General features: G+C 51.3%; 14 protein-coding genes and 3 pseudogenes. All 17 read right to left on the reverse strand.

All coding sequences use genetic code 11. The annotated features are described in order from the left end of the window. Positions 1-247 precede the first annotated feature (247 nt). Positions 248-838 (reverse strand): annotated as a pseudogene (locus tag DWY37_RS12070) (VirB6/TrbL-like conjugal transfer protein, CD1112 family); the annotation flags it as partial. Between the two features lie 11 nt (positions 839-849). Beyond that, positions 850-942, reverse strand: a pseudogene (locus DWY37_RS16155) (Maff2 family mobile element protein); the annotation flags it as partial. Positions 943-1,027: 85 nt separating this feature from the next. Next, positions 1,028-2,653, reverse strand: coding sequence for a recombinase family protein (locus DWY37_RS12080; RefSeq protein ID WP_002594230.1), 1,626 nt, complete (start codon positions 2,651-2,653; stop codon positions 1,028-1,030). A 127-nt stretch (positions 2,654-2,780) separates the two neighbouring features. After that, on the reverse strand, positions 2,781-2,975 hold the full coding sequence (locus DWY37_RS12085) for a transposon-encoded TnpW family protein (protein WP_002594231.1): 195 nt from the start codon (positions 2,973-2,975) through the stop codon (positions 2,781-2,783). Continuing rightward, positions 2,972-3,826, reverse strand: coding sequence for an ATP-binding protein (locus DWY37_RS12090; protein ID WP_002594232.1), 855 nt, complete (start codon positions 3,824-3,826; stop codon positions 2,972-2,974). The genes DWY37_RS12085 and DWY37_RS12090 overlap by 4 nt, the downstream gene beginning before the upstream one ends. Then, positions 3,823-4,563, reverse strand: coding sequence for a replication initiator protein A (locus DWY37_RS12095; RefSeq protein ID WP_002594233.1), 741 nt, complete (start codon positions 4,561-4,563; stop codon positions 3,823-3,825). Before DWY37_RS12095 ends, DWY37_RS12090 begins: the two co-directional genes overlap by 4 nt. A gap of 130 nt (positions 4,564-4,693) precedes the next feature. After that, positions 4,694-5,080: a cysteine-rich VLP domain-containing protein gene (locus DWY37_RS12100; RefSeq protein WP_002594234.1), complete on the reverse strand. Its 387-nt coding sequence runs from the start codon at positions 5,078-5,080 to the stop codon at positions 4,694-4,696. Then, positions 5,070-6,695, reverse strand: coding sequence for a relaxase/mobilization nuclease domain-containing protein (locus DWY37_RS12105; RefSeq protein WP_002594235.1), 1,626 nt, complete (start codon positions 6,693-6,695; stop codon positions 5,070-5,072). The genes DWY37_RS12100 and DWY37_RS12105 overlap by 11 nt, the downstream gene beginning before the upstream one ends. After that, positions 6,667-7,062 carry a plasmid mobilization protein gene (locus tag DWY37_RS12110; protein WP_002594236.1) on the reverse strand — a complete coding sequence of 132 codons (396 nt, stop codon included), beginning with the start codon at positions 7,060-7,062 and terminating at the stop codon, positions 6,667-6,669. Before DWY37_RS12110 ends, DWY37_RS12105 begins: the two co-directional genes overlap by 29 nt. 584 nt (positions 7,063-7,646) lie before the next feature. Further along, positions 7,647-7,847 (reverse strand): helix-turn-helix domain-containing protein, encoded by a 201-nt coding sequence (locus DWY37_RS12125; protein ID WP_118300895.1) that lies wholly within the window; start codon positions 7,845-7,847, stop codon positions 7,647-7,649. Next, complete coding sequence (locus DWY37_RS12130) at positions 7,840-8,283, reverse strand: RNA polymerase sigma factor (RefSeq protein WP_007054578.1); 444 nt, start codon at positions 8,281-8,283, stop codon at positions 7,840-7,842. Before DWY37_RS12130 ends, DWY37_RS12125 begins: the two co-directional genes overlap by 8 nt. A 160-nt stretch (positions 8,284-8,443) precedes the next feature. Then, a pseudogene (locus DWY37_RS12135) lies at positions 8,444-8,848 on the reverse strand (helix-turn-helix domain-containing protein); the annotation flags it as partial. A gap of 142 nt (positions 8,849-8,990) precedes the next feature. Then, complete coding sequence (locus tag DWY37_RS12140; protein ID WP_032747079.1) at positions 8,991-9,191, reverse strand: helix-turn-helix transcriptional regulator; 201 nt, start codon at positions 9,189-9,191, stop codon at positions 8,991-8,993. Between the two features lie 2 nt (positions 9,192-9,193). After that, positions 9,194-9,859, reverse strand: coding sequence for a DUF3796 domain-containing protein (locus DWY37_RS12145; protein WP_050540877.1), 666 nt, complete (start codon positions 9,857-9,859; stop codon positions 9,194-9,196). 214 nt (positions 9,860-10,073) lie between these two features. Then, positions 10,074-10,214, reverse strand: a complete 141-nt coding sequence (locus tag DWY37_RS12150) for a Maff2 family mobile element protein (RefSeq protein WP_014080223.1) — start codon at positions 10,212-10,214, stop codon at positions 10,074-10,076. Between the two features lie 95 nt (positions 10,215-10,309). Then, positions 10,310-12,145, reverse strand: a complete 1,836-nt coding sequence (locus DWY37_RS12155) for a VirD4-like conjugal transfer protein, CD1115 family (RefSeq protein WP_118540907.1) — start codon at positions 12,143-12,145, stop codon at positions 10,310-10,312. Further along, complete coding sequence (locus tag DWY37_RS12160; protein ID WP_155177692.1) at positions 12,132-12,611, reverse strand: DUF3801 domain-containing protein; 480 nt, start codon at positions 12,609-12,611, stop codon at positions 12,132-12,134. Before DWY37_RS12160 ends, DWY37_RS12155 begins: the two co-directional genes overlap by 14 nt. Positions 12,612-12,615 lie beyond the last annotated feature (4 nt).

Below are 12,615 nucleotides of genomic sequence, written 5' to 3' on the forward strand. Positions count from 1 at the left end.
GTTTAGCCTTGTTCCTCATTCACAATGTTGCGTCTTGCCGCTCAGTCGTGGGTAGATGGTTTCCCCAACTTGCGATTTTTTCGGTACGCTATTGTCCCCCTTGTGGTTTCCCTCCGGGGTAAACCGAATGACGCTAAAGTGACATTTTTCACGTCTTTGATACTTTTCTTTACCGGCTTGCCAAAGCCGGATTCCCAAAATGCCCGCGCACCGCTTTCGGATGAAAAGCGGCGCTTCTGGACGCGCGATAGATTTCCAGCATCCTGCCATACACCAAAACGAAAATGATAATTCCCATCGCCTTCATCGTGAAGCCAATGAGCGCAGACTGCAGCCACAGCCCCAAAAGCGGCCCCAAGTCCATCGCCTCCAGTGAGGTTTCCAGTTCAGCAAGCATATCCGCCGAAACATCGGTAGAGCCTTGAATGAGCCCGCCTGCCTGCGCGATGACGCTCTGCGAGACATCGAACACGGCCATGACGATATTGAATGTATTTGACAGGATTAAGATTGCACAGGCTGTTTTGAACATCCATTTATAGAGGTTCGCAACGTCAACCTCGTGCATATTGTTCTTTTCCAAAAGCATCTGTATGAGCTCATAAGTGGCAACAAAGGTCAGCACCATTCCGGCAATCGGCAGGATCACCGTTTCGGAAAGCTGTCGGATCAGGGAGAAAACCCCGGCGTGCCAAGCCGCCGGGGTAGTCCCTACCTGTGCCGCAATCTCTCCGACTTGGGTATTGACAGTATCAAAAAGCCCTTCGAGGTTCCCCATGATCCCGCCAATCAGAAGCTCTTTGATCCAGTTTGTGAGCCAGTCGGTGAGAAAATCCATAAGCGCCTACCTTAAAACAGGCCAGACAGCAGAGGGATCAGTGTGGTGCCAATGACGATGATGCCGCCGCCCGCCATGAGCTGCTTCATGCCCTGGGACTTTGCTTATGTGTGATAAAGAAGTAATAGAAGTGTAAAAAATTTTGCCGTTCCTATCCGGCACATGAGGTATGTCGGATAGGTCGGGCGGTTAGGTGTCGGGCAGTTCTACCTTGCCGACAAAAGAATAATAGATTTCGATTTCCTGTCTGCGTAACTTGCCCCGGCGTTTCCCGTCAAGGGCAACGCTTTCATGGACAACGATTTTCTCCACAAACTCCCGCAGCAGAGTAGGGGTAAGTTCTTCAATGGTAGTGTGCCTGCGTACCACATTCATAAACTTTTCAGCGTTTGCGGTGGCTTCCTGCGCTTTGGAAAGTTCTTCCCGCAGTCTGGCGGCACGTTCTTTCAGTTCTTTCTGCTCGGCTTCATAGTCTGCCGACAGCTCTGTGAAACGCTCGTCCGATATGCGCCCGGTTACGCTGTCCTCATACAGCCGCTTGAAGATAGCAGATAACTCGGCTATGCGTTTCTCGGCGGCTTCCAGCTCCTTTTTCTTGGCGGCGTTCCTGCGTCTGTCCCCGTCCTCATTCTGCTCGATTAAAAGCTTCATAAACCGGGCTTCATGCTTTGCCGCATAGCTGGTAACTTTCCGCAGATTGGAGAGTACGCCAGCGGTCAAGAGGTCAGTGCGGATAAAGTGCGCTGTGCAGTCGGCGGTGCGTTTCTTGTAGCTTCCGCAGATATAACAGTCCTGCTTGCGCTTGTCCGTCTGGTATCGCTGCTGGTACATGACGCTGCCGCAGTCGGCACAAAAGAGTATGCCGGAGAACAAGCCCACTTCGTCATAACGGTTGGGGCGTTTGCGCTGCTTGCGTAACTCCTGCACCCGTTCCCACGTTTCCCGGTCAATGATAGGCTCATGGTGGTTCTCAAAAACCGCCTGCTTTTCCGGGGGATTTTCTATGCTGTGTTTCAGCTTGTAGGACGGCTTCTCGGTCTTAAAGTTTACCAGACAGCCCGTATATTCCCGGTTTTCCAGCAGATGAACCACGGTATTGGTCGCCCACTTGCACTCATAGCCGGGGTGGTAGCGGCGGGTGCTGCCCGTCCTGCGGTATTCCAGCGTCCCCGGCGTGGGGATTTGCTGCTCGGTCAGCATACGGGCTATCTTGGTCGGACCGTTCCCGGCAAGGCAAAGGCTGTAAATCTGCCGTACCACCGGGGCGGCTTCCTCGTCAATGATAAAGTTTTCGTCCTCGTCCATGAGGTAGCCATAGACGGGCTTGCTTGTGATGGGCTTTCCGCTCATGCCCTTAGAGCGTTTTACTGCCTTGATTTTCTTGCTCGTATCTCTCACCAGCCATTCGTTAAAAATGTTCCGCAGCGGGGCAAAATCATTTTCCCCCTGTGCGCTGTCCACTCCGTCATTGATAGCGATGAAGCGGACACCTTTCTGTGGGAAAATCATTTCTGTGTACATTCCCACCTGTAAGTAGTTTCGCCCTAACCTCGACATATCCTTGACGATAACTGTCCCGACTTTCCCTGCTTCAATGTCTGCAAGCATGGCTTGAAATCCGGGTCTTTGAAAGTTCGCACCGGAATAACCGTCGTCGGTGTACCAGCGCAGATTAGAAAATCCATTCTGTTTGGCATAGGTTTCCAAAATCCTCTTTTGGTTGGAAATGGAATTGCTCTCGCCTTGCAGCTCGTCCTCATGGGACAGTCTTGGGTAAAGGGCGGTAATGAGTTGCTGGGTGGTCTGTCTTAACATAAATTCCTCCGTTTCCGACAGCCAGCCCCACTATTCCGTACCTTGATTGTACCACATGGGGCGGCTGTCTGTATAGCGGCAAAAGCGTCAAATCTGCTTCTTTACGGTCGGTAAAAATGACGGTTTTTCAATCAGGCTTATCACAGGTCAAATATCCGGCGGCGGCTTCTGCTTCCAGCACTTTCATCATCTTGTCAGCGGCGGTGTCGGTCGCCCCCTCCTTGAAAAAGCCAGACACCACAAGGATTGTGTTGCCTATCCTCGTTTCGGTCACGCAGTCCGGGCGGCGGGCAGGGCGTTTGTTTCTCTGGGTGTCGGTCATAGGCAAATCTCCTTTCCGGCAAGCAGCCGTTTCAGCTGTTCCATTTTTCCCTGTGCGGCGGCTTTCCTCAAATTCTCCCCGGTAAAGCAGAGAGGGGAACACATTTCAAGCAGGCGGTCATAAATCCGGGCGTGGGCGGTGTCCTCCGGGTGCTGCAATTCCTCCAGCGTGAGGTTGGTCGTCACAATCAGCGGCTTCCTGCTCCGGTAGCGGCTGTCAATCACATTGTAGACCTGTTCCAGACCGTATTCTGTGCCACGCTCCATTCCAAAATCGTCAATGATGAGCAGGGGGAAGCTGCAAAGGCGGGAAATATATTCGTTCCTGCCCGCAAAGCTGGCGGCAAGGTCGTTTAATATTGCTGCAAAGTTTGTCATGCACACCGGGACTTCCTGCTCCATGAGGGCGTTTGCAATACACCCGGCAAAATAGCTTTTCCCAGTGCCTACCCTGCCCCACAAGAGCAGCCCGTAGTTCCCGTCCTTTATCTGTTCCCAGCGTGCCACATATCCGGCGGCGTTCTTCATCTGCGGGCAGCTGCCGTTATCGTTGGCAAATGTCCAGTCCTGCATGGTCTTGTCTGTAAAGCCCTGCCGTTTCAGCCGTTCCACCGTTTCAAGGTGGCTGCGCCGCTTCTCGGCGGCTTCCCGTTCCTTACGGGCTGCCCGCTGGCAGTCGCACTCTGACGGGTGGCGGTCACGCCCGAAAAAGGTCTTGCCCTCCGGGAAATAGGCTTCTTTGGGTTTCCGGCATTTGCCGCAGTATAAAAGCCCGTCCTCCCCGGTGTAATCCTCCGGCTCGGCTGTGGTGTCGGTCATAGGCAGTATGGTGTTGTGGATTGTATCGGTCATAGGCTTTCTCCCTCCTTGAATGAATAGTCCGGTATGCCTTTCTTTGGCTTCTCTTTGGCAGCGTCCTCCTGCGCCCACTTGTAAATGGTGGCTGCATGGCTCTGGTACTGCTTCCCGGTGGAAGCGATGTGGCAGGAAAGGCGGTCAAGGTAATACTCCCACTTGCCGGGGAAGTCCTGTTCCAGCTCCAAAAGTTCTGTGTCAGAAAGAAATACATTTTTATATCTGCCATAAGCGGCGGGGGGCTGCCCCTCACTCGCTCCTTTTGTTTGGCTCTCTATTAGGTTGTTTATATTAGTTTGGTTAGGGGACGGTTTTCCGACCGTCATAAGGTCAGTTTTCCGGCTGTCAGTTGGTCGGTTTCCCGCCCTTATGAGGGGCGGTTTTCCGTCCGTCAGTTGGTCGGAAAACTGTACCACTGGGATAGGCGGCACTTTCACATACAGACGGTTGGCGGCAGAAAAGCCCGTCCGTCTGCGTTCCAGCAGCCCGGCAGCGTCCAGTTCGTTCAGTGCGCCCTTTATGGTGGTGCAGCCTTTATCCAGCATTTCCGCTATCTCTGCTATGGGGTAGACAATGTATGTCCGTCCCTCGCTGTCCTGCCAGCCGTTCTTCTGCGAAAGGGTGGAACGGTCTAACAGCAGCGCATATAACTCTCTTGCGGTGTGGGATAGGTCTGTTTCCAGCAGGAAACGGGGGTAAGGCAGGTAAGCGGGCAGCTCCGTTCCTGCGGTCATATAATCAGCGATAGGGTTCACCTCCTTGTGGTGTCTGTCTGTGGGTTCTGTTACGCTTTTAGGGGGCGTTTTTAAGGGAAAAGGATAAATGTATCACGCACCCTTTGACACCCTCCAAAAAAGCCTTGATTTATGCGGGTTTGAAATGCCCTAAAGCGTGACATTTCTCCCTTTGTTTCCGCTTCCGTTTGGCGGCGTTTATCCGCTTCATGCGTCCGGCGCAGTCCGGGCAGTATTTCCCCCGGTTGGATTTTGGGAAGAAGAACGCCCCGCAGACAGCGCAGCGTTTCCGGCTTCCCCGGCGCAAGAGGGCGGCTTCCAGTGCTTCATCAAGGGGCAGGACAGCGGCGGTAAACCAGCGGCAGAGCAGCGAATAGCTGATACTCTGTACACACACGCAAGGCTCGCCGTCCTCCAACAGCAGGCAGTTCCCGCTGTCATAGTTGCAGCACTCATGCACAAGGCGGCGGGCTGCCCGGTACTGGCGGTAGTCCATGCGGGGGATATTACCGTTCATGGCTCTGCTCCTTTCTGCGCTGCGGCTCGCTCCGGCGTAAAATCTGGTCGATATTGCCCTTGACAGTCTGCAAGCGGCGGTACTCCTCCCGTTTTGCCCGGTAATCGTTGTAGCCGCTGTTTTTCTCTTTGATAAGGCTTTCAATCTCTGCTTGCAGGGATTTATAGCTCGGCAGCTTGGAAATGCCGTTCTCCCTGAAATAGCGGGCGGCTGCGTCTGCTATGATAAAGTCACTTTCATGCTTCTGACGGTAGGCTGCTTTTGCTTTGGCGTTTTTCTGCTGTTTCAGCCCGTCCCGGACAGGGCGGGTCTTGGAATAGGCAAGCACCTGCCGTTGCAGCTCCTTTTTCCCGTTCAGCGTCTTTTCCACCTGCTTCAACCACGCAAGGCTTTCCTGCATGGCGGCATAGGCGGCAGAACAGGCTTCGTCCAGTTCCTCCGGGGAGGAAAAGCCGTACTGCTGATAGGCGGTAACGGTAGCTGCCATTTGCTTTAGGTTGTGCTTTGCCGCCCAGCGGTCATAGCCCACGCCCTTGCCCTCGGCTCGCTTGGCTTCCCGGTCAACCATGCGCTGCAAGGTGTTGTCTGCCGGGGTGGTTTTTGCAGCTTTTTCCCCTTGTAACGGCTTTTTAACTGCGGCAGGGTATTCGGGTATGGCTTTGGTCTGTTCGGCAGCTCTGTGGGCGTTCTGCGTGAGCAGGGCAAGGACAGCAGCCTTGTCAAAATCGTCCCCCAGCTTTCGGGCTGTGATAGGCTTTGTCCTGTCCGGCGTGAGGTAGGAAAGCCGCCCCCGGCTCTCCTTGACGGTCACACCCTCCCGCAGCAAAAGGGAAGAAAACTCGTCAAAGCTGCCAGCTTGGGAAAGTGCCTGCCGTATCGTCCGGCGCAGCTTCGCCTTGTCCGTTTCAAACTTGGTGGGCTTGGTCGGCTGTCCGGCGGCTTCTCTGGCGGCGTTCTCTTTGTCAAGGGCAAGCTGCCCTTTCTTTGCCGCCCAGTATTCCCGTTCGGTTATCCGTTCCTTGCTGCCGTTCAAGAGGTCGATTTGGTAAAGCCCCTCCCGGTGGCACATTTCCATGACTTCGCTCTTGAAATATTCCATAGCGGCGTTGGTGCAGCGGTGCTTGCAGCCCTCCAGCGTGTCGGCTGGTCTGTCCATGTAGGGCAGAAGCGGGACTTCGTAAATCCGCAGGGAGTTGATGACGATATGCACATGGATATTCCCGCTGTGGTTATGCCCGTCCGGGTGGGTGCAGATTAGGGCTTGGTGTCCGGGGAAATGCTCCTTGCAGAACTGCTCGCCCAGCTCCTGCGCCCGGTCTACGGTCAAGCCGTTGTCTGTCCCGTCCCGTGGGTCAAAGCTGATGATATAGTGGTGGCTTTTCACATCTTCCCGTTTTTGGTTTTTCTCATAGCGGAGATTGGCTCGCATACAGGCAACAGCGAAATCCTCGCCCCCGCAGTTGAGGGAAGAAATGCGGTAATCCTCCCTCGGTATCAGCCGCCCGTTTTCATCAAGGGTGGCTTTCATGGTAAACTCGTCATGCTCAAATGTGAGATAGGCTTCCGCTGCGCCATAGTCGGCGTTTTTAGAGCTGATATGTTTGAATGTTGCCAACAGCGTCACCCACTTTCTGCAAGACTTCAAACTTTAGGGCAGCAAGGTCGGAAACCGCCGCCCGTACCTCCCCGGCAAGCTGCGGATAGGGACTGTGCCACTCGTTCAGCGTCCGGGCTATCTGGTTTAAGTTGCCGCCGATCCTCCCGTATTCGGCGGTCAGCTTCCCGACAGCGGCAAGCAGCTCGTCATTGATGGGGGAAACGGTTATGATGGGGCGTATGGCTGCCCCGGTTATGGCTTGCCGGATAAACTCGGCTTGGCTCATGTGGTAAGCAGAAAGCCGCTGGGCAAACTCGGCGTATTCTTCCTCGGTCATGCGTGTTTTGACTACCCGGCTGCGGTGCGGCGTGTTGTATCGTTTCATAGGTGGTTGACCTCCTTTCTGTGCGTGGTGTCCTCTCACTAATAGGAGAAAAACAGGGTGTGAAGCGGAACTGTTTTTGAAAAATCCGAAAAATATTTTGAGGGGTTTTTCAGCGGCGCAAGCCGCATAAGCAGGGTTTGGGGAAGGCACTCCCCAACAAGATTCCCGCAGGGGCAAAATGAGCGATAAGCGAATTTTGGCACCTCGGTAGAATCTTGCTCTAAGAAACTGCCGGACTGCCGTTCACTTGCTACTGCCACTTTTTCGGGAAATCTATAACCAGCTTTTTTATAAAAGGCTGCGGGCGGCGTTCTCCCCTTACTCCCTACAACACCGCAAAAAGCAAAAATGACGGACTTTCCGGCAAGAACTTTTCCTGCGGCGTGGTCTTTCCCGACAATAAGGCGTTTTGGAAACTGTGTTTTGCTCGCCGTCTGAAAAAAACGGCAATCTTTTTTGGCTTCACTGTCTAATACGGAACATTTGGAAATTTGCCAAAAATGGGCGCAAAAAAAGCAGCAAATCTTTTTCGGATTTACTGCTTCATGTGCCGCTGCGGGGCGGCGGGATATTCAGTTTTTATGTTATCGGTCAAGCCGAAACTTGAACAGGCTTTCAATCAGCTTTGTTCTGATGTAGTCCTCCATATCAGAGTTATAATAACCGTTCATGTTGGAGAAGTAGCGGATATATCCAGCGTATCGGTCAAGGACGGCTTGTATCGCTATGGGGTCGCCCTCATGTGCCTTTATGATAGTGTCATAGGGGAGAAGTCGGTTACTCATGGGACAACACCTCCATTTCCTCTTTCAGCCGCTTCAAGGCAAGCTGAATATGCCGCCCGATTGTGCTGCGTGTCCAGCCGCTTTGTTCTCCGATTTCTTTCTGTGTCAAGTGCTGGAAGTAATATAAAAAGATTTCCTCTTGTGTCTGTTCCGGCAGCCCGGCAAGAGCCGCCGCAAGGGAACAGCTATCTAAAAATATCGTCTGCCCCCGGACAGAAAACAGATAAGTTTCGCCATAGTCCGGCACTTGAAAATACTCGTCTGTGGTGCTTAGTGGGACAAACTTTTCTTCGGTCAAATATTCAAGAGAGATTTCCCGTCTCCACCTCGCCGCCAGCATACGGGCAGCGTCAAAGGACGCATGGCGAATAACAATCCGGCAATAGGTATCATGGGTATAGCGGATATGTTCTTGATAGGCTTCCTGTTCGGTCATGGAAAATCCCCCTTTCTTCAATTATGGGAAAGGGCGGCAGCATTTTCTGCTGTCGCCCCTTGATTACCCACCGGCAAGGACAGGCGGGGCTGTCAACGGTGGGTGCAGCCCATTTACTTGCCGTTGACTGGCTCGGCTGGTTTTGCTATTTTTAGCGACTTCATTCATCTATGCTTATCGTTTCATCACTTATTGCTAGCGGGTTATTCTGGGTATTGCTGTTGAGGTCTGGAACGCTGAAAAAGACAGCAATAAAAATATTCACAAGAACGATTACTGCTAATATAATGGCAACAATTTTCCAGATACGACATGAGCGGCGGTTCTTGATTGCCAGTTGCTCGTTTATTCTGGATAGTTGTTCGGCAACATCACTGGCGACATTTTCATTTTCAATTTTCGTACCCAGCAATTCACTGACAGATACCTCTAATATTTCAGCCAGACGAATAAGAGTATCAGCGTCGGGAACGGACAAATTTTTCTCCCATTTGGAGATAGTCTGTCTGACTACATGAAGTCTGGTTGCTAATTCTTCCTGTGAAAAGCCTTTCTGTTTTCTGAGAGTTTTTAGATTTCATAGAAACATGATGCGTTCCACTCCTTTGTCTTGGTAAATCAAAAATAGCATGATAGCTGCTATGCGGCAAGCAATGCAGATTAACATTAGCGCAACTGCCTATAAAATAAGCATAATTCCGCACAAATCACTTGAAAACGAATATTTCTTCAATCGGTGCTTCAACAACTCTTGAAATATCAATCGCCAGTTTAAGTGAGGGATTGTATTGTGCCTTTTCCAGCCGCATAATTGTTTCTCGCCGCACGCCTACCTGTGCCGCTAACTGCTCTTGTGTCAAATCCTTTAATAGCCTGTACTTTTTTAATCTACATTCAAAATCCGGCACGCTTATTCCTCGCTTTCATCAAACTGTTCATCGTTATCATAATGATATAGCAGATATTCGCTAAGGAATATTTCAAGTGCTATGGAGAGAGCTATAACAATAACAAGAGCAATTAAGGTATATTCAAGGTTATCCATGAGCTTTCCCTGTCCCAAAATGAGTATTGCAAGAAAAATAATGGACAGAGAAGTTTTGTTCGCTACACTTTGCGCTTTCATTTTGTTTTCTTTGTATCGTTCATCTATAAGAGTATTTGACATTTTTCCCTCATAGAAAAATCCGAAAAAGCCGAAAAACAGGAAAAACACAAAAGGAAAAATTGTCTTGTCAACGCTGTAAGTCCAAAATCCCAAAAATCCGGCAAATCCTAATAAACCTAAAAAACCCAGTTTTGGATTTATTGTTCTGGTGGATTGCAAGGTTAATTCCCTACGCCTGTTTGTTTTAATAGATTCCAAAAACAACACAACAATATTCACAATATACAAGGTAAGAAGTACGCCGGAAATAATCATAGGCAGGTCTTGCACTCTGAAAACATATTCAGATAAATCCATAGGCACAATAAACCTTGAATTGTTAAATGCTATCGTGTACCATGAAGATATTGCTACCAGCAGAGCGCATATCACGCCCAGGCAAATTGTGAGTTTCGTTCTTTTTTTCATAATGGTGTCCTCCGATGAGATGTATTTGTCGCTTGTCGAGATAAATATATCACTTCAAAGGCTGGCTGTCAATAGGAAAGATACAAATACATCACTTTCCCCAAAATGCTTAGAAAGACAAAAGCTGATATAGGAAAATCCCCACATCAGCTTTTCGTATTGGTCTGTGTTTCGGAAATAGTGGCTGCTGTCTATCAAATTATCATTTGTTACTTTACCGCACATGAGCATTGGAGCCCGGGTTATCCGAGCCGTAGCCCTCCAGCAGATTGACCACACCCCATACGCCAAGGCCAGCGCCGAGCGCGATAACGAGGGTCTGTAAAGTGTCGATTGCAGATGAGAAAAATGCCATATAAGCCTCCATTTCTCCGGGATTTTCCCGGTAACAAAAAAGCCGCCCATGCAGGCGGCAGGTTACAAACTTCGGGACACTTTGTCTCGAAGCGTTTATGCAAAGGCGTCTGGATCGTCGATGTCATCATAGTTGAGGATGTCCTCGTCCTCTTCCGTGAGTGCATCGTCCGGCACAGTCACCTCATACATCGTACACGCCTCGTTCAGCCGGGGCCGCCTGCGGCGGTTAATGAGCCTGTCGAGGTCAAAAGCGTTTTTCTGTTTATCGGCCTCCGCCGTATAACGGTAGTTCGGATGCCGTTTCAGATCATACTTGGGAGAGAAAAACGGGGGCAGACCCCGAAGCTGCAAAATACATTTGTCTCCCGGCATGGTTGCAAGTTCGGCTGGGGTCATCAGTTCCCGGCCCAGCCGCTGGGTATTTTGACTGTAGCTTTCCGACTGGCCACGGGAGCGGCTGTCGGTCTGCATACTGATTGTGGCTTTTCCCAGCCAGTTCTCGGATATTTCCTTGATGGTGCTGGCTTCGCGGCCACCAAGGAACACCACGCTGTCCATGTTGCCGAGGATTGTCTCGGCGTGCTTATCGTAAATGGCCTTGCATTGTGCCAACTGCTGATACAACAAGCACAAACTCACCTCACGGGAGCGGATGACCGCGACCAGCTTTTCGAGCTGGGGCACCTGTCCCGTGTTGGCTGCCTCGTCCCACAGCACCCGTACATGGTGCGGCAGGCGGCCACCGTGAACATTGTCCGCCCGTTCACACAGGAGGTTGAACATCTGCGAAAATGCAAGTGCCACTAAAAAGTTGTAGGTCTGCGTGGTATCGGAAATGATGAAGAATACCGCCGTTTTCCGATCTCCGATGCGGTCAAGCTCCAATTCGTCATAGGCCATGACTTCACGAAGCTGCGGGATGTCAAAGGGAGCCAGTCGCGCACCGCAGGAAATCAAAATGCTTTTTGCCGTCTTGCCGCTGGCCAATTTGTACTTTTTATACTGTTTGACCGCGAAGCAATCCGGCTTACGCTTTTCGAGCCCGGCAAACATATAGTCCACCGCGTTCATAAAATCCTCGTCATCCTCCTTGACCCCCATGCCGGAAATCATATCCACAAGGGTATTCATGTTCCGATCCTCGGCAGGCCCCTCGAAAATGATGTAGGCAATCAGGGCGCAGTACAAAAGCGTTTCCGATTTTGTCCAGAATGGATCGCCTTCCTTGCCTTCGCCCTTGGTGTTGGAAATCAGAGCATCCACGAATTTCAGAATATCGGCCTCGTTGCGGATATACGCCAGCGGGTTATAGTGCATGGATTTTGAAAAATCTATGCTGTTGAATACCTTGATTTTGTACCCGCGTTTTTGTAGGAAACCCCCGACCTGTCCCAGCACACCACCTTTCGGATCGACCACCACATAAGAGGAATGAGCCTGTAAAAGCTGGGGCGTAAGCCAGAAGCGGGTTTTGCCGGAGCCGGACGAGCCGATAATGCAGCAATTCAGGTTTCTGGCATTTGCGGGGATTTTCGGGCGGGTGTTCATCGTGAGAAACTCTGTCCCGGTCAAAATCACGTTGTTTTCAAACCTTGGATCAACAAACGGTTTGATGTCTTTTTCCGTTCCCCACCGGGCGCTGCCGTATTCTGCATCCCGCCGGAACTTCTTGGCGTTCTTGCTTTTGAAATAGATCAGCAGCCGGAAAACGATTGCGCCCACAATGCCGACAAGCCAATCCAGCGGGGCAAGACCGGGTGCAAAGTCAGCAAAGGCCGGGCCAATCGTCTGGCCCAGCCCGATGAGCTTATGTGCAAAATCGTTACCCGCCGCCAGCCGGTAGGCCGTTCCCAGCTTGAGGAACGCCCACAGGATGAACAGATAGGGAATGTTCAGAATGAGATATTTTCTAATCTTATCTGTCCTCATGGGCCACCTCCTTTGCATGTTCTTTCTGTTTCGGCTTTTCTTTGGAAAGCTGATCCGCCGCCTGTTGCAGTTGTTCTCGGATGGGAACTCGGTTCGATTTTGCTTTGCTTAACACCTTCCGGGAATACTCAGAAAAGCAGGCGGTCATTGCGTCTGCCTGTCCAGCCTTGAAAAACAACAGGTATTTGTCCGGCCCGGTTTTATAGAACGCATAGTCTACATTCCATTTCCGGGCCACACGGTCAAAGGACTTGGCATCCCCGGATAGCTCGATGCTGTTTGTGGATGTACCGTGTGCCATGAGCTTTCGCACACTTTGCTTGCCGTGTGGTGTTTGCCGCCCACGGTATGCCTTGCGGATCTTCCGCCCCACCATACCCAGCACATACGCCAGTCCCCGCGCCGTCAGCTTGGTTGTTTTTACGGATATGGCTATCGTGCGCCGGGAAATATCTTCATCAATCAGTTAC

Source organism: Roseburia sp. AF25-13LB (assembly GCF_003478915.1).
GTDB lineage: Bacteria > Bacillota > Clostridia > Lachnospirales > Lachnospiraceae > Roseburia_C > Roseburia_C amylophila.